The organism is Labrenzia sp. C1B70, from assembly GCF_000475395.1.
GTDB classification, from domain to species: Bacteria; Pseudomonadota; Alphaproteobacteria; order Rhizobiales; family Stappiaceae; genus Roseibium; species Roseibium algicola.
In genome coordinates this window covers 24231-48963 of sequence record NZ_AXCE01000006.1, presented here as the reverse complement: position 1 = coordinate 48963, position 24733 = coordinate 24231, and the positions used below count along the sequence as shown (strand labels likewise).

Genomic DNA, 24733 nt, shown 5'->3' with positions numbered 1-24733 from the left:
GCTATTTGCTGGCCTGTCCTGTCAGCGCATCATTGATCCGCTGTTTCAATACGTTAGACGGTTTGAACACCATCACCCGGCGCGGTGAAATAGGTACTTCCTCGCCGGTCTTCGGATTGCGGCCGATGCGCTCCCCCTTGGAGCGGACCACGAAAGACCCGAAGCTTGATAATTTTACTGATTCTCCGGTCACAAGACAGTCGGAAATTTCAGAAAGTACGCGTTCGACCAATTCAGAAGACTCGGTCCGGGACAGACCAACTTTCTGATAAACGGCCTCACACAGATCAGCGCGGGTAATAGTCCGATTGCCCATAACCCCTCCTCAACGACGCCATCATCTGGCTGATTTTGCACAAGAACTCCGATGCAAGGCCATACGGTACGGCCTTGCGGCGAGCCGGTCAACCGGAACTCTTGGTGGAAATCAGATTTGTCGTAGGAAGTTAGACAGGACTTACCAGCGCAGCAGAACGGAGCCCCAGGTGAATCCGCCCCCCATTGCTTCCAGCATCACGAGATCGTTCTTTTTGACACGTCCGTCCCTGACGGCCGTATCCAGCGCAAGCGGAATGGACGCGGCAGAGGTGTTGCCGTGATGCTGGACCGTGGTCACGACCTTCTCGGGAGCGATACCGAGTTTCTTGGCGCTGGCATCGATAATGCGCTTGTTGGCCTGATGCGGAATGAACCAGTCGAGATCTTCCGATGTGGTGCCCGTTGCCTTGTAGGCATCTTCAATCACGTCGGTGATCATGCCGACCGCATGCTTGTAAACTTCACGGCCTTCCATCCGGAGATGCCCAACGGTACCGGTCGAGGACGGTCCACCGTCGACGAAGAGCTTTTCCTTGTGTCGGCCGTCGGAGCGAAGGTGCGATGTGAGAACACCCCGGTCGGCGGTCGTGCCTTCGCCTTCCGAAGCTTCCACCACGACAGCGCCAGCGCCGTCGCCGAAGAGAACGCAGGTCGTCCGGTCGGTCCAGTCCAGAATGCGTGAGAACGTCTCTGCACCGATAACCAGGCAGCGCTTCGCCAAGCCTGCCCGAATATAGGCATCGGCCGTCGTCAGGGCATATACAAAGCCCGAGCAAACGGCGTGCACATCGAATGCGGCACCGTGATAGATGCCCAGGTTGGCCTGGACGGTGACAGCCGTTGCCGGAAAGGTGTTGTCTGGTGTGGCGGTCGCCAGAATGATGGTGTCGATCTCCTGAGCATCCCGGCCGGCGCTTTCCAGCGCGCGCTTGGCAGCTTCCAGAGCAAGGTCCGAGGTCATCTGGCCTTCGGCTGCAACATGGCGCTGCTGGATGCCGGTGCGCTGTACGATCCATTCATCAGACGTGTCGACCATCTTGGAGAGATCGTCGTTGGTCAGGATTTTTTCCGGCAGGAAACTTCCGCAGCCGGTTACGGTCGAACGGATTACGCTCACAAATCACCTTCCGATGTCGGCGCGGCTTCTGCGAAGCGGCCACGATGATAATGCACAAGATCCTGGGCGATCTTGTGTGTCAGTTCGTTTTTGACCATGTCGTAGGCAAGGTCGATCGCCGAGGCATAGCCTTCAGCATCCGTCCCGCCGTGACTTTTGATCACAATGCCATTCAGTCCCAGGAACACGCCGCCGTTGACCTTGCGCGGATCCATTTTCTCGCGCAGAAGATCAAAGGCGCCTTTGGCGAAGAGATAGCCGATTTTGGACATAAAGGTCCGATTCATGGCCGAACGCAAGTAACTGCCGATCTGCTTGGCCGTGCCTTCCGCGGTTTTGAGCGCGATGTTACCGGCAAAGCCTTCGGTCACGACGACATCGACAGTGCCTTTTCCAAGGTCGTCACCCTCGACGAAACCGGCGTAATGCAGCGAGCGCAGCGGCGTTTCGCGCAGAAGCCGGCCGGCGGTGCGAACCTCTTCCAGTCCCTTGACCTCTTCCACGCCGATGTTCAGCAGGCCGACGCTCGGCTTCTGGACACCGAACAGGGCCCGCGCCATGGCGCCACCGAGAATGGCGAAATCGATAAGCTGCTGAGCGTCGGCGCCAATCGTTGCACCGACATCAAGCACCACGGACTCGCCGCGCATGGTCGGCCAGATGGCCGCGATCGCCGGACGTTCGATATTGGCCATTGTCCGCAGGCAGAACTTGGACATGGCCATGAGCGCGCCCGTGTTGCCGGCAGAGACCGCAACGGATGCATCGCCTGTCTTTACCGCCTCGATGGACCGCCACATGGACGAGCGCCAGCGGCCCTGACGCAGTGCCTGACTGGGCTTGGTGTCCATCGCAATGGAGACATCGCAATGATGGAACGTCGAAGCATCGCGAACCCTTGGATACTTTTCCAGGAGCGGCAGCACGACCTTTTCATTGCCGAACAGCAGGAAACGGATGTCAGGATGGCGGACAAGCGCAATTTCCGCCCCGGGAATGACGACGTCAGCCCCATGATCGCCGCCCATGGCATCCAGAGAAATCGGAATAGTTTTCGCCATCTAGAAGGTCTTTTGACGTTTCGCTACCAAGAACAGCACCCAGTGGTGCTTCCAGACAAAGTCCTGCAGGTCCGGCAAGGGCCTAGAACGGGCGCGAACATAACGGTTTTGGCAAGACTGACAACCGTTTTCCTGATCGCGGAGAGTTCTGACGTTGAAAACCTGCATGAAGACCCAGTCCAAATCGTTCCGGCACCTGTGAATACAATGGATATCAGTTATCCGGCTGTTCCTTGAGTGCCTTCAAGGCGGCGAAGGGGGACGGTTTGGCCTCGGGCTCTTCATCGACGCTGTCGTCGTCGCCATCTCCACCCTCGAACTCCACTCCCGGCTTGCGGGGGAACGGGTCGAGCGTAAGTGCAAGTTCCTCGCAGATCACGGCACCAAGGTCGAGAACACCGTCCAGAATGACATCGGGCGGGTCGAGCGTTTCCAGGTCGATTTCAATCTCGCCGTCCTCATTGAGATCGCTGACCTTGCGCGGCCGGCTGGACTGGGGCTCGAAGGTGCGATCGACATCGATCTTCAGCTGGCTTTCGAAAGGTTCCAGCGACACCACACATGTCTGTTCCAGCGTTGCCGTCAGCGGGCCGACGACACGCAGTCCCGCCTTGCGATACGGTTTCAGAAGAAAATTCGCCTTCAGGTCACGAATACCATCGAGCTCATAGGTCTTTGCTATGGCCTTGAGCGCGGCTTCGTCCGGACTGACAGTGACGCGTTCGTCCTTGTCGACAACGCGGGCGGCGTTGACCTTGTACGAATAGGGGAAAGTTTCTTTTGTCATTTTTGTTTTTACCTTGGCACCTTTGTCGCGGCCTCTTGCACCGCCGGCTAGGCTCTCAGACCGGCAATGCCTTGAATTTTTCAGGGTCGGACCAGACGATGCTCCCGTTCATCAGTGCTTCCACCGTCTGCCCCTCGAGGCTTTCGGCAGCTTCCAGCATATAGTACGCCAAACGCTTCTGTGCGACCGGCTCAGGAGCATCCGGATAGATGTTGCGGCCGAGCGCCTCTGCCAGCTCCTCAACGTTTTTTGATTCAATCGCCGGAATATAGGCATCGGCACGACCATAAAAGGCTTCGCCCATGACTTTCACCTTCTTGGGCACGCGCGTGTCGCTGACACCCATTTCACGCAGCGATGCATCCATGTCCAGAAAGAACAGGTCAAAGACGTTCTGCGTAAACTCCGAGACCGACTTCCCCTCCCCGCGCATCCGGCGGAAATACAGCACTGCATGGGCCACGATCATGTCAAAACGGCCGTCGACACTATCGGGCACGTGAAAGTCGGTGTAAAAGACTGGCTGCCGTGCTTGAGCCACGATTTCACAATAGACCTTGTGCTCGGCATCGCGGGTCCGACGGCGGAACAGGCCAAACAGCATGGCATCTCCTTTTAAGTCAGGTGTTGCCTTGTGCCCTATCCCACGATAGTGACTTTGCCAAGCAACGAAATTCAAGAGCAGCCAGACCGGTCTGGCGAAACGGGAATTCTTAGATGAACTTCAAGGCAAGCGCCCTGATCCTTCCGCTTCTGGTCACCTTACCGCTCGGCGGCTGTTTTACCTCCACCTATACGCACGGGCACGTGATCACCAGCGACATGCTGAACCAGGTTCAGGTCGGCTCCAGCCGCGAACAGGTTGAGCTGGTCCTGGGAACCCCGTCGACAACGTCCAGCCTCAACGGCGATGCCTACTATTACATTTCGCAGAAAACCGCCACGACCGCCTTCATGGCTCCGGATATCGTCGAGCAGCGCGTCGTTGCGGTTTACTTCGACAAGGACGGCTACGTCCAGGACCTCGGCAACTACTCGCTTGAAGACGGCAAGATCGTCGACATCGTCACCCGCAAGACCCGTACGGGCGGTGCCGACTATGGCTTCCTGACGCAGATCCTGCGCGGTGCGACCAACCCGAGCCTTGGTCTCTGAGGCAAAAGTCTCAACCCTATGCAAAAAGCCCCGGCCATCGGCCGGGGCTTTCTTTTTCCGGGGCGTCAGTGCGCCAGGATCGCCAACAGCAGCAAGGCCACGATGTTGGTGATCTTGATCATCGGGTTCACGGCCGGACCGGCGGTATCCTTGTAGGGATCCCCAACCGTATCGCCTGTCACCGAGGCCTTGTGCGCCTCGCTGCCTTTCTGGTGGGTCACACCGTCCTTGTCGGTGAAGCCGTCCTCGAAGGACTTCTTGGCGTTATCCCAGGCACCGCCACCGGCGGTCATGGAAATGGCCACGAAGAGCCCTGTCACGATCACGCCCAGCAGCATCGCACCAAGCGCCGCGAAGGCGTCGGCCGGCGTTGCCACGGCCTTGACCAGGAAGAACACCACGATGGGCGACAGCACCGGCAGCAGCGAGGGGATGATCATCTCCCGGATCGCCGCCTTTGTGAGCATGTCCACCGCACGGCCGTAATCCGGCCGTTCCGTGCCCTGCATGATGCCCGGCTTTTCCTTGAACTGGCGGCGGACTTCCTCCACCACCGCACCCGCAGCCCTGCCGACGGCGGTCATTGAAATGCCGCCGAAGAGATAGGGCAACAGACCGCCGAACAGAAGGCCTGCAACCACATAGGGATTGGACAATGTGAACAGGGTGCCGACGTCGATGCCGTAGAAGATCGACCCTTCCGCAGCATTGCTGGAGAAGAACTTCAGGTCTTCCGTATAGGCGGCAAAGAGCACCAGCGCACCTAGCCCAGCAGACCCGATGGCATAGCCCTTGGTGACCGCCTTGGTGGTGTTCCCCACCGCATCGAGGGCGTCCGTCGTGGTACGCACTTCCGCCGGAAGATCCGCCATTTCGGCAATCCCCCCGGCGTTATCGGTCACCGGACCAAAGGCGTCGAGCGCTACCACCATACCTGCGAGCGCCAGCATGGTCGTTACGGCAATCGCAATCCCGAAGAGGCCCGCGAAGGCGTAGGTGACCAGAATGCCCGCGATGATGATCAGCGCCGGCAGGGCCGTTGCTTCCAGTGACACGGCCAGACCCTGGATCACATTGGTGCCATGACCGGTCACGGACGCCTGGGCGATGGATCGCACCGGACGATACTCCGTGCCGGTGTAATATTCGGTCACCCAGATGATCAGCCCGGTCACCACGAGACCTACGAGACCACAGACGAACAGATCGAACCCGGTAAAGGTCGTGCCGCCCGATGTCGTGAACTCGGTGCCGGCACCGATCCAGCCGAAGATGATGATCGCGAGGGCTACCGCGGACAGGACTGCCGTGGCAATGAAGCCCTTGTAGAGCGCCCCCATGATCGAGTTGTTGCTGCCGAGCTTGACGAAGAACGTGCCGATGATGGACGTCACCACGCAGCTAGCTCCGATCAGCAACGGCAGGTGCATCAGGTCGATGGCCTGGCTGCTCGTAAAGAAGATCGAGGCCAGAACCATCGTGGCGACGACCGTCACCGCGTAGGTTTCGAACAAATCGGCCGCCATGCCCGCACAGTCGCCGACATTGTCGCCGACGTTGTCGGCGATTGTCGCCGGGTTGCGTGGATCATCCTCCGGAATTCCGGCTTCAACCTTGCCGACCAGATCACCGCCGACGTCAGCCCCCTTGGTGAAGATACCGCCGCCGAGACGGGCGAAGATCGATATGAGGGAGGCACCGAAGCCGAGCGCGACCAGTGCGTCGATCACCGTACGGTCCGTCGGGTCGTACCCCATCATTCCGGTGAGGATGGCGAAATACACTGCCACGCCAAGCAACGCGAGCCCGGCAACCAAAAGGCCGGTGACGGCACCGGCCTTGAACGCGATTTCCAGCCCTGCCCCGAGGCTTTGGCTGGCCGCCTGGGCGGTGCGCACATTGGCCCGGACGGAAACCATCATGCCGATGTAACCGGCAGCTCCCGAGAGGACGGCGCCGATGGCAAATCCGATTGCCGCGGTGCCGGAAAGCAATAGCCAGGCGAGCACGAAAACAACGGCCCCCACAATGGCAATAGTCGTATATTGACGATTGAGATAAGCGCTAGCCCCTTCCTGGATCGCCTCGGCGATCTCCTGCATGCGCGCGTTCCCTGCATCCGCTGCCATAACGGACTGGATGGCCCACGCCCCATAGGCAATGGACAAGAGGCCACAAATGATGACGACAAGCTCGATCATACTTCCTCCCAAAGCTGCGGCGGACTGATTTTCTTGTCGTTTTTTGCCGCCTGACGGCCCTTCACATCAATTCCTCGACGTGAGGGAGGGTAACGATAGCAGCAAAGCGGCGCGCCTCGTCAAGCTCTCACATTGTTTAATTCAAAACTTCCGTTACGGTATTGTTTGATGCAGCGCAGTAATTATGCTGCGCTGACGAAATGGAATTTCGAAGGTACTTTAAGCGGTTGTATCCGCTCTTCTTTCCGCAACTGCAAGCCAGATAAGCAAGCCGATGCAGAGCACCACAAACGGAAACACCAGAAGGGTGACCGTGTTCCAGCCGTAGACATTCAGCAACGCACCGGACGAGAACGATGCGGCAGCAACAAAGCCGAACACCAGGAAATCGTTGACCGCCTGCACCAGGTTCCGCTCTTCGGGCCGGTAGGTATCCGTCAGCATGGCAGTGGCTCCGATGAAGCCGAAGTTCCAGCCAAGGCCGAGCAGGATCAGTGCGATCCAGAAGTTGGCAAGGTCGACCCCCATCAACGCGACCACCGAACATCCGGCCAGCAGCAGCAGGCCAATCGAGACGATCCGCTCCTTGCCGAAGCGTCCGATGAGATTACCCGTGAAGAAACTCGGACCGAACATGGCAAGCACATGCCACTGAATGCCAAGCGTGGCGTCATTCTGCGACAGGCCGCAGCCGATCATGGCCAGCGGCGTGGCCGTCATCACCATGCTCATGAGCGCATAGGAACAGATACCGCAGGCTGCCGCGACGATGAAACGGCGTTGCGACATGATCTGGCGCAGTGGACGTCCACCCGCCTGGGTATGGCTGTGCCGCTGCGGCTTTGGAATTCGGAGAAAAGCCACGAGGAAAAAGGCAATCAGGGACAAGCCAGCCTGCGCCAGATAGGTTCCGGCGAACAGGATTGGCGAGAACAGGTCCTTGGTGGCGATAACCGTTTGCGGACCAACCACCCCTGCCAGAACACCACCGGCAAGCACCCATGAGATGGCCTTCGGCTTGAAGGCGTCACTTGCCGTGTCCGCTGCCGCAAAGCGGTATTGCTGCACGAATGCGCCTGCAAAACCGCTGATGCAGCACCCCAGGGCAAACATCAAAAACTCGTCCTGGAAAACCGCGAATGCCGCCAGCAGCCCGGCGATGGCGCCAAGCAAAGCTGCCCCCATGAAACCGGTCCTACGGCCGTAGCGGCGCATGATCATGCCGGCGGGAATGGTCCCGAAAGCTGTTCCCAGGACCATCGCCGACACGGGCAAGGTTGCCAGAGACTTGTCCGTATCCAGCATCGAATACCCGACCAGCGGCGCCGTTGCGATCACGATCGACGCCGAAGCCCCACCAATTGCCTGAGCCAGAGCCAATAGCAGCGCGTTTCGTTTTGCCAGACTGTCGTCGACAAAGCTATCGGGGGTCGTCACGGTCATTTGGATACTTTCAGGAAGGCAGAAGTTTGCATGGCACATAACACGCCAACAGCCGACCGCGAAAGACCAGAAGTTTCATTTGCAACTGGAGACCAGCCGAGAGCTGTAACGTGCGGCACGTCGCGGCCAAGCGGCACGAAAGCGCAACACCATCGGAGGCAGGCATTCGGGCGATGGATCCGGCCTGGTAAAATTCCGGCACCTGTCCTTTGCAATAGCTAAAAGTGACTGAAGCCCGCAAAGCGACCGTAGTCGACAGGTTGCCCGGCTTCCTCAAGCCGAATTCGGCCCTCACCTGCCCGGGCATGACCGATTTGCGTGACGGGACAGCCGGCCAGGTGAGCAACCCGGCAGAAGGTGCCAGAAACGTCTTCCGGCACCGCCATCAGGATTTCGTAATCGTCGCCACCGTTCAGGCAACGAGCAAAGTCCTCTGGTGACTTGATCTTGAGATGGGCGAGCGCCTGTGAAAGCGGCACCTGATCCAGGTCAATCGTGAGGTCCAACGCCGAAGCGCTGGCCATATGCGCGCAGTCGGCAAACAGGCCATCTGACACGTCCATGGCAGCCGAAGCATAATCGGTCACTGCCCCGGCAAGCCTCGTGCGCGGCCTCGGCAGCAGGTAACGGTCGAGAATATGGGCTTCTTCGCTCTCTGTCAGATCATGATCGCGGCAGAAGTCGGGATTGAGGCGCGCCTGAAGACCGGCAGCGGCGTCGCCAATGGTTCCGGTAACAAACAGAAGATCGCCCGGCCGTGCCCCGGACCGCCGAACTGCGCTGCCGGTTTCAACCTCGCCTATTGCCGTGATCGACACCTGCAGACCATTGCCGGAACGGACCGTGTCACCGCCCAGAAGATGGAAATCATAGGCCGCCTGGTCAGCCGCCAGGCCGTTGCAGAACCGCTCAAGCCAGTCGACCGTCCAGTCGGACGGCAACGACAGGCCCATCAGATAGCCGCGCGGACGTGCGCCCTTCGCCGCAAGGTCCGAGAGGTTGACCCTCAGTGCCTTGGCGGCGATCGCTTCCGGTGCATCTTCAGCAAAGAAATGAATATCGGCCGCCAGCACGTCCTTGGTCAGAACGAGGTCATGGCCTTCCCGTGGTGTCAGCACCGCGGCATCGTCGGTCAGACCGAGGCTGCCCGGGTCTTTTGCCAAAGGGGCAAAGAAACGCCGGATCAGCTCGAATTCGCCTGGCCGGTCAGCGCCCATGATCAGGAGGCGCCGTCCGTTTTCTTTTCCTCGAGTTCGCCGCTGCGCAGTTCATGCGCAAGACGGTCGAGCACGCCGTTGACAAGGCCGGGCTCATCATCATCGAAGAAGGCCTTGGTGACGTCGATATACTCGGAAATGATCACCTTGGCCGGAACATCCTTGCGGCGCAGCAGCTCATAGGAGCCGGAGCGGAGGATAGCCCGCAGCAGGCTGTCGATACGCTTCAGGGGCCAGTCTTCGGCCAACGCGGTGTGAATGTAGGGATCCAGAAACTTCTGGTCCTCCACAACGCCGGCAAGGATCTGCTTGAACCATTGTTCGTCGGCTTCGCGGTACTGCGCACCGTCGATTTCCTTGCCGAGGCGAAAGGCAGTGAATTCGCTGACGACACTGGTCAGCGGCGCACCGCCGACGTCCATTTGATAAAGGGCCTGAACAGCAGCAAGGCGAGCCACGCCGCGTTTGTTTGCAGGGCGCACAGTTTTTCCAGCCGGTTTTTCCGGGTCGGCCTTTCCGGTCATTCTTCTTATACTCCAAGCCGCTCGCGCAGGGCGATCATGTCGAGGGCAGCACGGGCAGCCGCGCCGCCTTTGTCCTTGTCGTCCACCTTCGCGCGGGCCCATGCCTGCTCACCGTTTTCAACGGTCAGGATACCATTTCCGACAGCCAGATCCGCATCGACGATCAAATCCATGATCACCCGGTTCGATTCATTGGCAACAATATCGTAATGGGTGGTCTCGCCGCGAATGACGACACCCAGCAGAACGAAGCCGTCGTAAAGCTCGCCGTCGTTTTCCATTGCCGTCAGAGCCATGGACAGGGCAGCCGGAATTTCCAGGACGCCCGGTACAGCGATCCGGTCATAGCTTGCGCCGGCAGCCTCAATGGTCTTGATCGCGCCTTCTGCGAGAGCATCGGCCAGATCTTCGTAGAAACGGGCTTCGATGATCAGAAGTTTCGGTGCAGCGCTCATGGGTTTTCGTTCCTATGTAAGGCCGCGACAGGAACCACGTCTGCCCCGGTTTGTCCAGTCTCATTCGTAAAGGACCACGATATCCCGGTGACGAGTTCGTCCCGTGGTTAAGGCGGTAAATGATATTAGCTCTTTTCGAAGGTGTTGGGACCGTCCCCTACCCGGTCTTGGAGAATTCCGCAAGACGGGCGGCGTAGCGGGCCATCATATCCACTTCCAGGTTGATCTGGTCACCGACCTGCCGATCGGACCAGGTCGTGACTTCGAGCGTATGCGGGATCAGGAAGACGGAGAAGAGCAAGCCGTCGACCTCGTTCACCGTGAGGGACGTACCGTCGAGCGCAACCGAACCCTTCTTGGCGATGAAAGGGGCAGCTTCTTCTGGTGCTTCGAACTGGAAATAGACCGAATCCGGATGGTCTTCACGCTTTGTCACCGTTGCAAGTCCATCGACATGGCCAAGCACCAGGTGCCCGCCCAGCTCCGCACCCATCGTCAGCGAGCGTTCCAGATTGAGTTTCTGCCCCACTTTCCAGGATGCGACGTTGGTCAGAGCCAGGGTTTCGGCGGCCGATTCCACTTCGAACCAGTTGCCATTGGATCCGTTGTCCTTGGCTGTCACCGTGTGGCAGACGCCAGAACAGGAAATCGAAGCCCCGATGTCGAAGCCATTCGTATCGTAGGCGGTGCGGATCCGCGTCCGCATTCCGGCAGGGATCTTGTCGATAGCGAGGATCTCGCCGAGGTCGGTCACAATTCCGGTGAACATGTCAGGCTCCGAGCCGTCTGAGATAAACAAAACTGTCCGGACCGAAACGGCCCGCATCGACCCGCTCGAATTTGGGGTCTTTGAGAACATCTGCAAGGTCAAGACCGTGCAGAGCAGGTATGCCGCCTTCGCCGATTACGATATCCCCGGTAACGACACAAAGATCATCCACCAGGTCCGCCGCCAGGAATGACGACGCCAGACGGGAACCACCTTCAACCATCACCCGCGTTATGCCGCGTGTTGCCAGCGCACTCAGGATGACAGAGGGCTTGATGCCGGTTTCTTCAGCGGGCACCCGGATGACATTGACACCAGCAGCCGCCAGGTCCGCCAGCTTGTCAGCATCCGCCGCATTGCCACACACAAGCCAGACAGGCACGTCGACGCAGGTTTGCACCAGTTTGGAAGTCAATGGCAGCCGGGCACACCGGTCGATTATGACCCGCACAGGAGAGCGATCCGCAAGGCCCGGAAGTCTGCAGGTCAGTTGCGGGTCATCGGCAAGCGCCGTGCCTGAACCGACCAGGATGGCGTCGCATTCGGCGCGAAACCCATGGACCTTGCGCATCGACAGGGCACCGGAGATCTTGACCTGACCTTCGCCTGCCCGGCCGATAAATCCATCCCTGGAAACAGCTAGCTTCAGGAACACCACCGGACGCTGTTTCAGTTGCCTGTAAGTGAACCCCCGGTAAAGCGCATGCATGGCCTTTTCGCGCACACCCACTTCCACCTCGATGCCCGCATCGCGCAGCATGGCGACACCACGGCCAGCGACACGCGGGTTCGGGTCCAGCATGCCGACGACCACGCGTTTCACGCCCGCCTCGATCAGAGCCTTGGCGCAAGGCGGGGTTCGGCCGTAGTGGGAACATGGCTCCAGGGTGACGTAACAGGTCGCCCCTTTTGCCCTGTCCCCCGCCTGGTTCAAGGCATTGACTTCCGCATGCGCCATGCCGGGACGGGACGTGACGCCTCTGCCCACGAGAACAGCGGCCCCTGCGTCGAAACGGACGATGAGCGCAGCCACGGAAGGATTGGGCCACACACGGCCGAGACCACGACGGGCAAGGCGTTCGGCGGCCGCCATGAAACGGGCATCAAGATTGGAAAGCTCGGACATCAAGAACCGGATACTGCAGGTCAGGAGTTTTTGAGCGGCTGTCCGTCCGGATCGCTCAGCTCATCCAGAAGGGCTTCGAAATCCTTCGCCTCACGGAAGTTCTTGTAAACGGAGGCAAAGCGGACATAGGCAACGTCATCGATGCCCTTCAGGCCTTCCATGACGTGGTTGCCGATGGTTTCCGCGGTGATTTCGGTTTCGCCTGAACTTTCAAGCTGGCGAACGATGCCGGAGACCATGCGTTCGATCTTGTCAGGATCCACGGGACGCTTGCGCACCGCGATCTGCACGGACCGCATCAGTTTTTCCCTGTCGAAGGGAACGCGGCGCCCGGAGCGTTTGAGCACCAGGAGTTCGCGCAGCTGCACGCGCTCGAAGGTGGTGAACCGGCCGCCGCAGGTATTGCAGATCCTGCGGCGGCGGATGGCTGTATTGTCCTCGGTCGGGCGGGAATCCTTGACCTGGGTTTCCTCACCCCCGCAAAACGGACATCTCATGTCTTAAAGCTCCTGAGCGAGCCCGCGATTAGCCCCCGTAGATCGGGAACCGGGCCGTCAGTGCTTCTACCTTGGCTTTGACCGCCGCTTCAACTGCCGCGTTGCCCTCTTCACTGTTTGCGGCCTTCAAACCGTCCAACACTTCCGTGATCAGCAGACCGACTTCGCGGAATTCCGCAACACCGAAGCCGCGTGTGGTCGCTGCCGGGGTGCCGAGACGAACGCCAGACGTGACAAACGGCTTTTCCGGGTCGAACGGGATACCGTTCTTGTTGCAGGTGATGTTGGCGCGGCCGAGAGATTTTTCAGCCACCTTGCCGGTGGCGTTCTTCGGACGCAGATCCACCAGCATCAGGTGGTTGTCGGTGCCACCGGAAACGATATCCAGACCCTGTTCCTTCAGGACTTCAGCCAGAACCTTGGCATTTTCCTGAACGGCGCGGGCATAAGCCTTGAATTCCGGCTGCAGTGCTTCCTTGAAGGCAACGGCCTTGGCAGCAATCACGTGCATCAGCGGGCCACCCTGAAGACCCGGGAAGACGGCCGAATTGATCTTCTTGGCGATCGCTTCGTCGTTGCTCAGGATCATGCCGCCGCGCGGACCGCGCAGGGACTTGTGGGTGGTGGTGGTCACGACGTGGGCGTGCGGAACCGGCGACGGGTGGACACCACCTGCAACCAGACCGGCGATATGCGCCATGTCGACCATGAGATAGGCACCAATGCTGTCGGCGATTTCGCGGAACCGCTTCCAGTCCCAGATACGGGAATAGGCGGTGCCGCCGGCCAGGATCAGCTTGGGCTTGTGTTCGTTGGCAAGGCGCTCGACCTCATCCATGTCGAGAAGATGGTCGTCCTCACGCACGCCATAGGAGACGACGTTGAACCACTTGCCGGACATGTTGACCGGGGAACCGTGGGTCAGGTGACCACCGGAGTTGAGATCCAGGCCCATGAAGGTGTCGCCAGGCTGCAGAAGAGCCAGGAACACCGCCTGGTTCATCTGGCTGCCGGAGTTCGGCTGAACGTTGGCAAACTGGCAGCCGAACAGTTCCTTCGCGCGCTCGATTGCCAGCGTTTCGGCAATGTCGGCGAATTCACAGCCGCCATAGTAGCGCTTGCCCGGATAACCTTCGGCATATTTGTTGGTAAAGATCGAGCCCTGTGCTTCCAGCACTGCGCGGGAAACGATGTTTTCCGAAGCAATCAGCTCGATTTCATGCTGCTGACGGCCGAGTTCCTTGCCGATCGTGTCGAAGATATCCGGATCGGCTTCAGCAAGGCTGCGGGTGAAGAAACCGGACTGCAGGGACTGATCGGAGCTTTCCATCAAAGACATAGCGCCATCCTTGTGTTCTTTTGATAGATCAGGAGCATCGGCGGCCAATGTCCGGAAGGACGCTTTCGACCGTCATGCCTGTGTGAGGCGAGGAATTAACACACCCCCCGACCAGAACCAAGGGGCATACCGACGCGTCCAGTTTGGAAAACGACACAGCTGCCAAATCTTGAACGAAACAAGTTTTCGCAACCTTGGGCCAAATCTAAACTGACAACCCAACAAGTTACGCTTGCAACAGACCCGACCTTCGGCGCCGATCATTTGACCGGCACCAAAACAATACCCGGGCACAATTCAAATCTGCTCTCGCAAACCGATCTGGTGCGCCGTTCTTCTCAAAACGATTTAAATCGCTTGTTGTTTTATCGAAACCTGTTGCGGAAGCAGAGACTTAAGACAAACCATCAATAAAGGGTCGGGTCAGGTCTGTTCTGCGCAGTCAAGCCTTCCTGTTCAAGGCGGCGGCGAAGTTTTCGAACGGCAATCCGCTTCAGATCTTCCTGAGCTGCTGAAGCCGGCCCGAAGACCGACACTTCAAAACCGGTCGCCGCGTCAATGGCAGTGACCTTGACCTGCTGACCGATCGGCCGAAACTCAAGATAAATTTCACCAGGCCGCTCTTCGCGACTCATTGCCGTTCTCCCGATCCAGCACCCCGTTGTCGAACAAGCATGCGAATGGAGCTAGAATCCATGAAACGCCGGCCTGATCAAGGCCGACGTTTCTGGACAGGAAACAATTGTTTGACGCTTGGCGACACCTACAGGCGTGCTTGCTCACCCGTTCCGTAGAGATCGTCGCGGTCGTAGATATCATCGCGGAAATGCACCACACCGTCGGCGTTTGCCCAGGCGGTGATGTAGGTGAGATAAAGCGGAATCTGCGATTTCAGTTTCACGTCTTCACGATCACCGGTGCGGATGACACCATCGACACGTCCCCGATCCCAGTCAGGAGTTGTCGACTGCAACAGCCAGGTCACCAGCTCTCGCACATTCTGAACGCGCACGCAGCCCGAAGAATGGAACCGGTTGGCTTCGCCAAACAGGGTCTTGGACGGCGTATCGTGCAGATAGACCTGGTGTTTGTTGTGGAAGTTGATGCGCACCGACCCGAGCGAGTTTTCCGAGCCCGGATCCTGGGTGAAGCGATACTGGGTCGCCTCATCCGTGTTCCAGTCGATCTGTTGCCAGTTCAGCTCGTTGTTGCTCCAGTCGAAGATGCGGATATTGTTCTTCGCAAGATACTGCGGATCCTCTTTCATCTTGGGGATCAGGTCCTTGCGGATGATAGACTTCGGCACCGTCCAGTACGGATTGAAGTTCAACTCGTAGATCTTGCTGTTGAGGATCGGCGTCTGGCGGTCGATCTTGCCCACAACGGCCGTGTGGCGCGAACGGACCATGCCGTTTTCAACCGCCTCGATCTCTGCTGCCGGAATGTTGACCATCACGTAGCGGTCGCCCAGGAAACCGGACATGGACCGCATACGGATCATGTTGGTTTCAAGTTGGCGCAGACGTACGTCGGCCGAAATGTTCAGCGCAGTCACGGTGCCGTCGCCCATCACACCGTCCGGAATAAGACCGTGACGAAGTTGAAAACGGCGCAGACCTGCATCCACGTAAGAATCGAAGGTGTCGGAGAGGCCGGCCTGCTGTTCAAGATCGCCGGAAACGATCAAGCGGCGGCGAAGTTCCACGACGCGCGGATCCTTGGCACCAATGCGAAGCGCCTTGCCGCCAGCAGACACCGTTCCCCAGCCACCGGCCTGGACAATGCGCTGATAACGATCGATCGCTGCCGCGATATAGTCGGCCGTCTGCGGCGACAACGTCGGAGCAGAGGATTTCACTTCCGTGATGTGATCCGTTGCGATGTCAAAGTTATCCGCCCATTCAACCTGCTGGTTCTGTGCGAATGTCATCGGGGCCGTCTGTGCCTGCGCACCAGTTGCGATCATGACTGGAGTTACCACGCCCAGCATCATCATGCTCTTGAGCGTTTTTCCAGCAGTCCACTTCCAGTGACGCTTTATCCCGAACGGTCCGGATAAAAGGTTCATCGCCGACCCCATGTTGCAGCGCCATTCGGCGCAAATGTTCTTCAAATACGCGGGGTTCAGACCAACAAAACAGGCCACCCCGGCGGTTCCTGCTCCCAGTCCTAACGGAAGGGAGTTAACAAATCGCTTGATTTTTTAACCATCTCGGATTCAGGAGCACTGCACAAAGCCATTCCAATGTGACCACAAGATGTCAACTTTGCCGCAGCAGTTAAAACTGCCTGCACCATAGCTTTGTTTCTCCGCCGTTCGAGAATTCTGGCTGTGCAAATTTGCGTGAGGTCGGCAACTTGAGGCTGAAAAACAGAAAGCACCGCCCAATGGGCGGTGCCTTGTCATCTGAATGTTCCGCGAATGTCTTACAGGCGGTAAAGGATCTGGTCGGTCCAGAACCGCTCCAGACGGCGCAGGGACTTGTTCAGTGCCACAAAGTCCTGCGGACCGATTTCGCCGACCTGTTCCACGGACAGCATGTGACGCTCGTAAAGATCGTTCACGATCTTGGCCACTTCCCGTCCCTTTTCCGTCAGGCTGACACGGACAGACCGGCGGTCCATACGCGAACGCTGATGGTGGATGTAACCGGTCTCGACCAGCTTCTTCAGGTTGTAGGAGACATTCGACCCCAGGTAGTAACCGCGTGTCCGCAGTTCACCGGCGGTCAGTTCGCTGTCGCCGATGTTGAACAGCAGCAGTGCCTGCACGCTGTTTACGTCGGACCGGCCCATGCGGTCGAATTCGTCCTTGATGACGTCGAGCAGACGCCGATGCAGTCGCTCAACGAGCGTAAGAGCCTCTAGGTAAAGCGGCTTGATCTCAAGCTCTTCCCCTTCACTCTGTGCAACAGCGTCGACTGCCCTACTTGCGGTGATCATGTGATTGCGCCTCTTTTAGTACCTGTCGTTGGACGGATATTTTTCCCGCCTTGTTTCGCAATCTAACCGAGCGATTCTAAAATCCGCTTAAGAGACACGCTGAATCATCCGTTAACTTCCAAGGGGCGTTTTAGACTTCCCTTTAACAAGTTGTTTACGATGTTCCGCGGAGGAACTTCACAATCCCTGAGAAATCCTGGGCTTCGCCACCTGTATTACAGAACAGTGAGTAGAGCGCTGCCGCTTCCGCGCCCAACGGCGTTGCCGCGCCAGCCGAATTTGCTGCTTCCTGAGCAAGTTTCAGATCCTTGAGCATCATCGCGGCTGCAAACCCAGGTTGATAATCCCGGTTCGCAGGAGACGACGGCAGCGGACCCGGCACCGGGCAGTAGGATGTCAGGGACCAGCACTGACCGGACGCCGTCGAGGAGATGTCAAACAACTTCTGCTTGTCCAGACCCAGCTTCTCGGCGAGCACAAATGCCTCCGATACGGCAATCATGGAAATGCCGAGGATCATGTTATTGCAGATCTTTGCCGCCTGACCGGTTCCGGCGTCGCCTGCATGCACGATGGTCTTGCCCATGATGTCGAGATAGGTTTTCGCCGCTTCGAATGCCTCGGCAGATCCACCGACCATGAAGGTCAGCGTTCCACCCGCGGCGCCTGCAACACCACCGGAGACCGGTGCGTCGACCATTTTCATGCCTCTTGCCTCTGCCGCAGCGCTGACCGCACGAGCGCTGTCGACGTCGATAGTCGAGGAATCGATCATGAGAGTGCCGGGCTTGGCGTTGTCGAGAATACCGCCCTCGCCTTCATAGATCTGGCGGACATGCTTTCCGGCGGGCAGCATGGTGACGATCACGTCGGCAGCAGCAGCCAGGTCAGCGACACTAGCTGCCTTTTCACCACCCTCCGCTTCGTGTGCTGCCATGGCCGCATCGGACAGATCAAAGCCGTGTACCTTGTGCCCTGCCTTGACGAGATTGATCGCCATCGGTCCGCCCATGTTGCCAAGACCGATAAATCCAATAGTGCTCATGATGGTTTCCTCCCAAAGAGATTTCATGTTGATTTTGAATCTGTTGGCTGGCCGTCTTGAACTGCCGTTCCAGGCACTTCAAAAACTGATTCAACCGCCGTCAGCCGGCATTGGCCTTGTTTTCCCTGTCCATAAGGAAGGCCAGTCCGGCATAGATTGCGATTGTCAGCAGGTAGAAGGCGATTTCATATGGCCGCCGGCCGTAGAGATCGGAAAAGGCTGTGTGCATGACGATCTGGCAGAAGCAGCGGAATATCCACATCACCGTGCCCCAGGACACGGTCAGCCAGAGGCCGGTCGCGGCCACCAGATCCAGGACGGCAAAAAAGACGATGGCTCCCTGCAGCGCCACGGGCATGTCCCAGAACCACAATCCACGCCATTCGACGATGCCGATAATGCGGGCCCAGTAGATGACGCCGCCGCCGATGAGAATGATCGCAATGCCGCGCAGATACCAGATCAGCAGCGTGCTCCAGGGTGGGCGGGAATCGATCAGGTCCTGAAAGCTGGTAATCATGTGCTGTCCGGGTCAGGTTGAGCTCAGCTGAGCGGCAGATCTCCGTCAGCAGGTTCCTCGAAATACGACGCCAGCTCGGCGCTGTCCACTTGGCCAAACTGGGCAGGCGACCATTTTGGCGCCTGGTCCTTGTCGACCAGCACAGCACGAATGCCTTCGTAGAACTCCGTCCCCTGCAGAATGCGCGAGACGATGCGATATTCAAGCTTCATGCATTCATTGAAGGAAAGCTTGCGGCCTCGCTTCATTTGCTCGAATGCAATCAGAACGCTTGTCGGTGATTTTTGCCGGATGGCGGCAGCGGCCTTCCCGGCAAATTCACTCTGTGAAGCATCCAGACGCGACAGAATGTCTTCCACCGATGCAGCCGAAAAGATCTCGTCGATAACGTCGAGACTTTCGCAGACGGGCCCCTTCTCCGGCGTCATCAGATACGGCGCAAGCACTGCGCCGATATCGTCTGCTGTTTCAAGGTCCTGTTCCAGGTCAGCAAGGCTTTCTTCCGAAACGGCGTGGGTCAGAACGCCGGTACCTAGAGCATCGCCCTGTTTCAGCCTGCCGGAGCTAAGTGCACAGTAGACGCCGCTGTTCCTGGGCATGCGCGGCAGGAAGAATGTCCCGCCGACATCCGGAAAGAAGCCAATTCCGGTCTCGGGCATCGCAAACAACGTCTTTTCCGTGCCGATGCGATAGCTGCCATGAACCGACACCCCGACACCGCCGCCCATGACAATCCCGTTGACGAGAGCGATGTATGGCTTCGGATAGGCCTTGATCTGTGCGTTGAGCATGTACTCGTCGCGGAAGAAGGCGCTCAGGCCGTCGGTCTGCCCGTTCATTCGGGCATCATAGATGCTGCGAATGTCGCCACCTGCGCAGAACGCCTTGTCGCCAGCACCCGTAACGACGATGTGTGCGATTTCCGGATCTTCCGCCCAGCGCGACAATTGCTCGGCCATTGCCAGGACCATTGCGTGGTTGATCGCGTTCAGTGCCTTCGGCCGGTTCAAGATGACAAACCCGGCCTTGCCGCGCTTCTGGAAAAGAATCTCGTCGCTCACTGGCGCCTCGCAAAAAGAAGAGTCGTTTCAACGGAATGGGACGGAAAACTCGATCAGTCCTTCAGCAGCTGCCGCGCAATGATCAGCCGCATGATCTCGTTGGTGCCTTCCAGGATCTGATGCACCCGCACATCGCGGAAATAACGCTCGATTGGATAGTCGCGCAGATAGCCGTAACCGCCATGAAGCTGCAGTGCTTCGTTGACCACCTTGAAGCCGGTGTCGGTAGCAAGCCGCTTGGCCATGGCCGCAAGCTTGGTGGCGTCATGCGATTTCGCATCCACCGCCGAAGCGGCCTTGTGCAAGAGCAGCCGGGCTGCTTCCAATTCGGTTGCCATATCCGCCAGGCGGAACTGAAGTGCCTGGAAGTCGGCAATCGGTCGACCAAACTGCTTGCGTTCCTGCACATAGGCCAGGGCGTGATCGAGACAGGCCTGTGCAGCCCCCATCGAGCAGGCGCCGATGTTGAGCCGACCGCCATCGAGCGCCGCCATCGCGATCTTGAAGCCCTGCCCTTCCGATCCGATCAGATTCGACTTCGGCACCCGGCAATCCTGAAAATTGACCTGGGCCGTCGGCTGGCTCTTCCAGCCGAGCTTCACCTCGTTGGCACCGAAGCTGAGACCGGGCGTCCCTTTTTCGACCAGGATACAGGAAACGCCGGAAGGTCCCTCACCACCTGTGCGGACCATTACCGCATACAGATCGCTTACGCCGCCGCCGGAGATGAATGCCTTGGAGCCGTTGAGGACATAATGGTCACCATCATCCTTGGCGCTGGTACGCAGGCTCGCTGCATCCGAACCCGAGCCCGGTTCGGTGAGACAGTAGCTGGTGAGCAGGTCCATGGTGCAGAGCCTGGGCAGATACTTCTGACGCAGGTCCTCCGAGCCATAGGAATCGATGATCCAGGCTACCATGTTGTGAATGGATATATAGGCCGCCGTCGACGTACAGCCCTTGGACAGTTCCTCGAAGATCAGCGTTGCATCCAGCCGGGTGAGCGCGGAACCACCGACATCTTCCTTCACGTAGATGCCACCGAACCCAAGCTCGGCTGCCTTGCGCAGGGTGGGAATCGGGAAGTGGCTTTCCTCGTCCCATTCCTTGGCAAATGGCGCCAGTTCATCCCGCGAGAAACTTGCCGCCATGTCCTGAAAGGCGCGCTGATCTTCGTTCAGTGAAAAGTCCACGGGTTATCCTCCCTCAAGCGGTGGCGGCGCACTTCCTCCTCCGGAAAGGTCTACGCCCTGTCTTCGCGGCAGCACTAAAGCACATTTGACGCGAACGTCAAACAATCTCTTTTTCTTTATTAAATTCAGTTATTTTACAGAATGTTGGATTGCGTCAATCTGCGTGATAGATTGGCGGCTCACTTCGATCAGAATACGCTTTCCAACATCTCCTAGCGAATAGTCAGGGCCGATGCCGTCAAAATCTCCCCTCCCGCCGATAACCTCAGACCACATGGACACACTGCTGGCCGGCACGCGCATGCGCCGCAACCGCCAGAGCGACTGGTCGCGCCGCCTGGTGCGCGAAAACAATCTCACGGTCGATGACCTGATCTGGCCGATTTTCCTGGTGGACGGCGAGAATATCCGTCAGTCCGTTCCGTCCATGCCGGATGTTGTTCGCCTGTCCGTGGATGAAGCCGTCCGTGACGCCGAGAAGGCGGCGAAGTTGAACATTCCGGCACTGGCACTGTTTCCCTACACCGATCCCGGTCTTCGCGATGAAACAGGTTCCGAGGCTCTCAATCCTGAAAACCTGACCTGTCGCGCCTTGCGCGCCATCAAGGCGGAAGGCCTTAACCTGGGCCTGATGACGGACGTCGCCCTTGATCCCTACACCAGCCACGGTCATGACGGATTGATGGAAGGCGAGACGATCCTGAACGACGAGACCGTGGATCAGCTCTGCCGGCAGGCCCTGGTGCAGGCGGAAGCCGGATCAGACGTGATCGCCCCGTCCGACATGATGGACGGACGTATCGGCGCCATTCGACAGGCACTCGATTCTCAAGGTCATCGCGGAACCCAGATCATGGCCTATTCGGCGAAATACGCCTCCGCCTTCTATGGACCGTTCCGGGACGCTGTCGGCTCGTCGGGGACCCTGGTTGGCGACAAGCGCACTTACCAGATGGATCCGGCCAATACGGACGAAGCCCTGCGGGAAGCCGAACTGGACATTGCTGAAGGCGCCGACATGGTGATGGTCAAGCCAGGCATGCCCTACCTCGACATTGTCCGGCGGATAAAGGACGAGTTCCAGGTGCCGACCTACGCGTATCAGGTGTCAGGCGAATACGCTATGATCAAGGCCGCGGCCGGAAATGGCTGGCTGGACGGTGACAAGGCGATGCTGGAAAGTCTGCTCGCCTTCAAGCGCGCCGGCGCCGACGGCATCCTGACCTATTTCGCACCGAAGGTGGCCGAAATGCTGGCAGCCGGGAAATGACCTCCACCGGGGCCACCACCGCTGACAACGTCACATTCGACAAGGTTCAGGAAGCGGCTGCACTTTTGAAGGGCGCCGTAATCGAGACCCCGTGCCTGCCCGCTCCGCGGCTTTCGCAGCTCACAGGGGCGGATGTCTTTGTAAAATACGAAAACATGCAGGTCACCGGCGCCTTCAAGGAACGTGGTGCGCTGGTGAAGCTCTCCAGCCTGACGGCGGATGAAAAGAAGCGCGGCGTGATTGCGGTTTCGGCCGGCAACCATGCCCAGGGCGTTGCCTATCATGCCGGACGGCTTGGCATACCGGCAACCATCGTCATGCCGGTTCTGACGCCATTCGTGAAGATCTCCGCGACCCGCAACCACGGTGCAGAGGTGGTCCTGGCGGGAAACACGCTGGCCGAGGCGAAGGAAGAAGCCGACAGGCTGGCCGAACAGAACAATCTTGTCTGGGTTCACCCATATGACGATGCCCATGTCATTCACGGCCAGGGCACGATCGGCATCGAGATGCTGGCGCAGCAGCCGGATCTCGATGTCCTGGTCGTGCCGATCGGCGGCGGCGGCCTTATCGCCGGCATCGCCACGGCGGCAAAGGCTCTCAAGCCTTCCGTCGAAGTGATTGGCGTTGAAACGACGCTTTACCCCGGCATGTGGGGCGCCTTCTATGGCAAGGACGTGCGCTGCGAAGGCGCGACCATCGCAGAAGGTATCGCTGTGCGCGACATCGGCGTCCTGACGACCGAAGTCGTCAAAAAGGTCGTCGATGACATCCTGCTTGTTTCGGAAAGCAGCATCGAGCGGGCGATCAACGCCTATCTGACCTTGCAACGGACCATTGCGGAAGGCGCAGGCGCCGCCGGTCTCGCGGCCTTGCTGACCGAACCCGAGCGATTTGCCGGCAAGAGGGTTGGCCTGGTTCTTTGCGGCGGCAATATCGATCCGAGACTGCTCTCCAAGATCGTGGTCCGCGAACTTGCACGCGATGGCAAACTGGTCTCGATCCGGATCGACACGCCTGACCGCCCCGGCGTTCTGGGTGAAATCGCAACCGTTATCGGTGACATGCAGGGCAACGTGGTCGACGTTGAACACCATCGCCTGTTCCTCAACGTTCCCGCGAAAGGGGCAACGCTGGACGTCACCTTCGAGGCCTTTGACCGCCCGCATGGCGAGCGTATCGTCGCCGCTCTGCGCGAACGCGCCTTCGTGGTGCGTTACCTGGAAATCGGCGAGCGGATGGACTGAAGGACTGCCACCCCAGTCCTTCATTACACGGCTATTGATGCGGACACTCCACACACCGACCTCATCCTGAGGAGGACAGGAGGACCGTCTCGAAGGATGGGCTCCTTGCTCCGGAGTATGCCGCCCATCCTTCGAGACAGCGCTCCGCGCTTCCTCAGGATGAGGGGTTGGCGTGGATTACCCGCGGAACGGTTCGGCTTCACCCGGCAAATGATTTGCGAAACCCGCTCCAAATCACCACATGTTGATCATCGAACCCAAGGGAGCCGAACCATGTCAGCTGAAACCACCTCCGATTATGCCCGTCAGGACGTTTTCGATCCTGTGAGCAATCCGGAGCTGTTTTCCGGCGTGCGCAGCCGGCGCATCTTTGCGTTCTTCATCGATCTGATCGTGATCACGCTTTTCACCTTTGGTGCCGGCATCGTGGTGTTCTTCCTGGGTGTCTTTACGCTGGGTCTCGGCTTCCTGCTTTACGGCATCCTGCCGACGGCGGTTGCGCTGCTCTATGTCGCCTTCACCCTTGGTGGCCCGCAGGCGTCAACCTTGGGCATGCGTGCGATGGGACTGGAAATGCGCCTCTGGTATGGCGCAAAGCCCTACCCGCTTCTGGCTGCCGTCCATGTCATCCTGTTCTGGTTTTCGGTCTCTTTGCTGACGCCGCTTGTTTTGCTGGTGTCACTGTTTTCCGACCGTAAACGCCTGCTGCACGACCTCGTACTGGGAACGGTTGTGATCAACTCAGCCTCTCATCAAGGCTATGTGCGAGGCCAGGTGTAAGGTCAGTTCAAGAGAGCCAGCGACAGGTTCAATATTCCGGCAAAGCAGGTCCAGAGCGCATAGGGAATGAAAAGCTGCGCGGACAAACGATCGGTTTGCCAGCTTCCACCGATAAAGTTCAGGATCAGGTAGAGCATCACCGCGATCACGACAAAAGCCGTCCACATGAAGTGGAGCGTGAAGAAGAGTGGCGACCAGATCCAGTTGAGAACCATCTGCCCGTACCAGATTTTCATCACGCGGCTATCGGGTGCCCGAAGGAATGCCCGCCAGCCGGCAATCGCTATCAGAATGTAAAGAATGGCCCAGGCAGGCGCGAACACCCAGTTGGGTGGATTGAACGGCGGCTTCTGCAAGGCCTCGTACCAGGCACCAGGGGTGTTCAATACGCCGATCGTGATGCCGACACCCAAAACAACTGCCAGAAACAAGACGAGCGAGGGCAGGTCTTTCGGGAACGAAGGCGAAATTGGGTTCTCTGATTTCATGACTTCTTCAACGCGGATCGCCAGTCCGGGTTCCCATTAATCGGATCAAATCGCGGTAACGGCACATGAACTTTGACAGTGTCATTGCCTCAAAGGAATATATCAACGGCAATATTATCTTAAGGCTCTTCCATTGCCGGGACCGCCTGCTTTAAAGTGCAGGTTCGTGAAATTGGC

The 24733-nt window shown here is 58.6% G+C and carries 26 protein-coding genes; 4 read left to right on the top strand and 22 right to left on the bottom strand.

The annotated features are described in order from the left end of the window. Nucleotide 1 precedes the first annotated feature (1 nt). The 5 genes from Q666_RS41980 to Q666_RS41960 all read right to left on the bottom strand — a co-directional run bounded on the left by Q666_RS41980 (nucleotide 2) and on the right by Q666_RS41960 (nucleotide 3962). Nucleotides 2-316 (bottom strand): integration host factor subunit alpha, encoded by a 315-nt coding sequence (locus tag Q666_RS41980; protein WP_023003819.1) that lies wholly within the window; start codon nucleotides 314-316, stop codon nucleotides 2-4. 141 nt (nucleotides 317-457) lie between these two features. Continuing rightward, on the bottom strand, nucleotides 458-1435 hold the full coding sequence (locus tag Q666_RS41975; RefSeq protein WP_023003818.1) for a beta-ketoacyl-ACP synthase III: 978 nt from the start codon (nucleotides 1433-1435) through the stop codon (nucleotides 458-460). Continuing rightward, entirely contained in the window at nucleotides 1432-2496 is a 1065-nt protein-coding gene (gene plsX / locus Q666_RS41970) for a phosphate acyltransferase PlsX (RefSeq protein WP_023003817.1), read from the bottom strand. The genes Q666_RS41975 and plsX overlap by 4 nt, the downstream gene beginning before the upstream one ends. Nucleotides 2497-2710: 214 nt before the next feature. After that, nucleotides 2711-3283, bottom strand: coding sequence for a DUF177 domain-containing protein (locus Q666_RS41965; RefSeq protein WP_023003815.1), 573 nt, complete (start codon nucleotides 3281-3283; stop codon nucleotides 2711-2713). 55 nt (nucleotides 3284-3338) lie between these two features. Next, the gene (locus Q666_RS41960) at nucleotides 3339-3962 is read right to left on the bottom strand and encodes a ubiquinol-cytochrome C chaperone family protein (RefSeq protein ID WP_208984134.1); all 624 of its coding nucleotides are present in this window, start codon (nucleotides 3960-3962) and stop codon (nucleotides 3339-3341) included. A 38-nt stretch (nucleotides 3963-4000) separates the two neighbouring features. Here Q666_RS41960 and bamE point away from each other — a divergent pair, with 38 nt between their 5' ends. Further along, nucleotides 4001-4438 (top strand): outer membrane protein assembly factor BamE, encoded by a 438-nt coding sequence (gene bamE / locus Q666_RS41955; RefSeq protein WP_006931570.1) that lies wholly within the window; start codon nucleotides 4001-4003, stop codon nucleotides 4436-4438. A gap of 65 nt (nucleotides 4439-4503) precedes the next feature. Here bamE and Q666_RS41950 read toward each other — a convergent pair whose 3' ends face one another. The 16 genes from Q666_RS41950 to Q666_RS41875 form a co-directional block, all read right to left on the bottom strand. After that, nucleotides 4504-6639 (bottom strand): sodium-translocating pyrophosphatase, encoded by a 2136-nt coding sequence (locus Q666_RS41950; RefSeq protein ID WP_023003813.1) that lies wholly within the window; start codon nucleotides 6637-6639, stop codon nucleotides 4504-4506. A gap of 219 nt (nucleotides 6640-6858) precedes the next feature. After that, entirely contained in the window at nucleotides 6859-8082 is a 1224-nt protein-coding gene (locus Q666_RS41945; RefSeq protein WP_031270647.1) for an MFS transporter, read from the bottom strand. Nucleotides 8083-8300: 218 nt separating this feature from the next. Beyond that, nucleotides 8301-9299, bottom strand: a complete 999-nt coding sequence (thiL, locus tag Q666_RS41940; protein ID WP_023003811.1) for a thiamine-phosphate kinase — start codon at nucleotides 9297-9299, stop codon at nucleotides 8301-8303. 2 nt (nucleotides 9300-9301) lie between these two features. Then, entirely contained in the window at nucleotides 9302-9823 is a 522-nt protein-coding gene (gene nusB / locus Q666_RS41935) for a transcription antitermination factor NusB (RefSeq protein ID WP_023003810.1), read from the bottom strand. 5 nt (nucleotides 9824-9828) lie between these two features. Then, complete coding sequence (gene ribH, locus Q666_RS41930; protein ID WP_023003809.1) at nucleotides 9829-10278, bottom strand: 6,7-dimethyl-8-ribityllumazine synthase; 450 nt, start codon at nucleotides 10276-10278, stop codon at nucleotides 9829-9831. Nucleotides 10279-10435: 157 nt separating this feature from the next. After that, a complete protein-coding gene (locus Q666_RS41925) occupies nucleotides 10436-11047 on the bottom strand; it encodes a riboflavin synthase (RefSeq protein ID WP_023003808.1) in 612 nt (203 codons plus the stop codon). A gap of 1 nt (nucleotide 11048) precedes the next feature. Then, complete coding sequence (ribD, locus tag Q666_RS41920) at nucleotides 11049-12173, bottom strand: bifunctional diaminohydroxyphosphoribosylaminopyrimidine deaminase/5-amino-6-(5-phosphoribosylamino)uracil reductase RibD (protein ID WP_023003807.1); 1125 nt, start codon at nucleotides 12171-12173, stop codon at nucleotides 11049-11051. A gap of 20 nt (nucleotides 12174-12193) precedes the next feature. After that, nucleotides 12194-12670 carry a transcriptional regulator NrdR gene (gene nrdR, locus Q666_RS41915; protein WP_023003806.1) on the bottom strand — a complete coding sequence of 159 codons (477 nt, stop codon included), beginning with the start codon at nucleotides 12668-12670 and terminating at the stop codon, nucleotides 12194-12196. Between the two features lie 28 nt (nucleotides 12671-12698). Continuing rightward, the gene (gene glyA, locus Q666_RS41910) at nucleotides 12699-14009 is read right to left on the bottom strand and encodes a serine hydroxymethyltransferase (RefSeq protein WP_031270645.1); all 1311 of its coding nucleotides are present in this window, start codon (nucleotides 14007-14009) and stop codon (nucleotides 12699-12701) included. A 407-nt stretch (nucleotides 14010-14416) separates the two neighbouring features. Beyond that, nucleotides 14417-14644 carry a hypothetical protein gene (locus Q666_RS41905; RefSeq protein ID WP_023003804.1) on the bottom strand — a complete coding sequence of 76 codons (228 nt, stop codon included), beginning with the start codon at nucleotides 14642-14644 and terminating at the stop codon, nucleotides 14417-14419. A gap of 128 nt (nucleotides 14645-14772) precedes the next feature. Beyond that, nucleotides 14773-16077, bottom strand: coding sequence for a L,D-transpeptidase family protein (locus tag Q666_RS41900; RefSeq protein ID WP_023003803.1), 1305 nt, complete (start codon nucleotides 16075-16077; stop codon nucleotides 14773-14775). 359 nt (nucleotides 16078-16436) lie between these two features. Beyond that, nucleotides 16437-16952, bottom strand: a complete 516-nt coding sequence (locus Q666_RS41895; RefSeq protein WP_023003802.1) for a winged helix DNA-binding protein — start codon at nucleotides 16950-16952, stop codon at nucleotides 16437-16439. Nucleotides 16953-17106: 154 nt separating this feature from the next. Then, nucleotides 17107-18024 (bottom strand): 3-hydroxyisobutyrate dehydrogenase, encoded by a 918-nt coding sequence (mmsB, locus tag Q666_RS41890; protein WP_023003801.1) that lies wholly within the window; start codon nucleotides 18022-18024, stop codon nucleotides 17107-17109. Between the two features lie 73 nt (nucleotides 18025-18097). Next, a complete protein-coding gene (locus Q666_RS41885) occupies nucleotides 18098-18517 on the bottom strand; it encodes a DUF6163 family protein (protein ID WP_023003800.1) in 420 nt (139 codons plus the stop codon). Nucleotides 18518-18540: 23 nt separating this feature from the next. Further along, entirely contained in the window at nucleotides 18541-19578 is a 1038-nt protein-coding gene (locus Q666_RS41880; protein WP_023003799.1) for an enoyl-CoA hydratase/isomerase family protein, read from the bottom strand. Nucleotides 19579-19631: 53 nt separating this feature from the next. Next, nucleotides 19632-20771, bottom strand: coding sequence for an isobutyryl-CoA dehydrogenase (locus Q666_RS41875; protein ID WP_023003798.1), 1140 nt, complete (start codon nucleotides 20769-20771; stop codon nucleotides 19632-19634). Nucleotides 20772-21045: 274 nt separating this feature from the next. Between Q666_RS41875 and hemB the strand changes: the two genes are divergently transcribed. From hemB to Q666_RS41860, 3 genes are all read left to right on the top strand, one after another. Further along, nucleotides 21046-22041, top strand: a complete 996-nt coding sequence (gene hemB / locus Q666_RS41870; RefSeq protein WP_023003797.1) for a porphobilinogen synthase — start codon at nucleotides 21046-21048, stop codon at nucleotides 22039-22041. Next, on the top strand, nucleotides 22038-23288 hold the full coding sequence (locus tag Q666_RS41865) for a threonine ammonia-lyase (RefSeq protein WP_023003796.1): 1251 nt from the start codon (nucleotides 22038-22040) through the stop codon (nucleotides 23286-23288). Before hemB ends, Q666_RS41865 begins: the two co-directional genes overlap by 4 nt. Nucleotides 23289-23561: 273 nt before the next feature. Then, a complete protein-coding gene (locus Q666_RS41860) occupies nucleotides 23562-24068 on the top strand; it encodes an RDD family protein (RefSeq protein ID WP_023003795.1) in 507 nt (168 codons plus the stop codon). 2 nt (nucleotides 24069-24070) lie between these two features. Here Q666_RS41860 and Q666_RS41855 read toward each other — a convergent pair whose 3' ends face one another. Beyond that, the gene (locus tag Q666_RS41855) at nucleotides 24071-24556 is read right to left on the bottom strand and encodes a TspO/MBR family protein (protein WP_081713208.1); all 486 of its coding nucleotides are present in this window, start codon (nucleotides 24554-24556) and stop codon (nucleotides 24071-24073) included. Nucleotides 24557-24733 lie beyond the last annotated feature (177 nt).

Coding starts and splice junctions, on each gene's coding strand:
- Q666_RS41980 (WP_023003819.1), bottom strand. CDS start 316: ATGGGCAATCGGACTATTACCCGCGCTGATCTGTGTGAGGCCGTTTAT.
- plsX (WP_023003817.1), bottom strand. CDS start 2,496: ATGGCGAAAACTATTCCGATTTCTCTGGATGCCATGGGCGGCGATCAT.
- Q666_RS41965 (WP_023003815.1), bottom strand. CDS start 3,283: ATGACAAAAGAAACTTTCCCCTATTCGTACAAGGTCAACGCCGCCCGC.
- bamE (WP_006931570.1), top strand. CDS start 4,001: ATGAACTTCAAGGCAAGCGCCCTGATCCTTCCGCTTCTGGTCACCTTA.
- Q666_RS41950 (WP_023003813.1), bottom strand. CDS start 6,639: ATGATCGAGCTTGTCGTCATCATTTGTGGCCTCTTGTCCATTGCCTAT.
- Q666_RS41945 (WP_031270647.1), bottom strand. CDS start 8,082: ATGACCGTGACGACCCCCGATAGCTTTGTCGACGACAGTCTGGCAAAA.
- thiL (WP_023003811.1), bottom strand. CDS start 9,299: ATGGGCGCTGACCGGCCAGGCGAATTCGAGCTGATCCGGCGTTTCTTT.
- nusB (WP_023003810.1), bottom strand. CDS start 9,823: ATGACCGGAAAGGCCGACCCGGAAAAACCGGCTGGAAAAACTGTGCGC.
- ribH (WP_023003809.1), bottom strand. CDS start 10,278: ATGAGCGCTGCACCGAAACTTCTGATCATCGAAGCCCGTTTCTACGAA.
- Q666_RS41925 (WP_023003808.1), bottom strand. CDS start 11,047: ATGTTCACCGGAATTGTGACCGACCTCGGCGAGATCCTCGCTATCGAC.
- ribD (WP_023003807.1), bottom strand. CDS start 12,173: ATGTCCGAGCTTTCCAATCTTGATGCCCGTTTCATGGCGGCCGCCGAA.
- nrdR (WP_023003806.1), bottom strand. CDS start 12,670: ATGAGATGTCCGTTTTGCGGGGGTGAGGAAACCCAGGTCAAGGATTCC.
- glyA (WP_031270645.1), bottom strand. CDS start 14,009: ATGTCTTTGATGGAAAGCTCCGATCAGTCCCTGCAGTCCGGTTTCTTC.
- Q666_RS41905 (WP_023003804.1), bottom strand. CDS start 14,644: ATGAGTCGCGAAGAGCGGCCTGGTGAAATTTATCTTGAGTTTCGGCCG.
- Q666_RS41900 (WP_023003803.1), bottom strand. CDS start 16,077: ATGAACCTTTTATCCGGACCGTTCGGGATAAAGCGTCACTGGAAGTGG.
- Q666_RS41895 (WP_023003802.1), bottom strand. CDS start 16,952: ATGATCACCGCAAGTAGGGCAGTCGACGCTGTTGCACAGAGTGAAGGG.
- mmsB (WP_023003801.1), bottom strand. CDS start 18,024: ATGAAATCTCTTTGGGAGGAAACCATCATGAGCACTATTGGATTTATC.
- Q666_RS41885 (WP_023003800.1), bottom strand. CDS start 18,517: ATGATTACCAGCTTTCAGGACCTGATCGATTCCCGCCCACCCTGGAGC.
- hemB (WP_023003797.1), top strand. CDS start 21,046: ATGGACACACTGCTGGCCGGCACGCGCATGCGCCGCAACCGCCAGAGC.
- Q666_RS41865 (WP_023003796.1), top strand. CDS start 22,038: ATGACCTCCACCGGGGCCACCACCGCTGACAACGTCACATTCGACAAG.
- Q666_RS41860 (WP_023003795.1), top strand. CDS start 23,562: ATGTCAGCTGAAACCACCTCCGATTATGCCCGTCAGGACGTTTTCGAT.
- Q666_RS41855 (WP_081713208.1), bottom strand. CDS start 24,556: ATGAAATCAGAGAACCCAATTTCGCCTTCGTTCCCGAAAGACCTGCCC.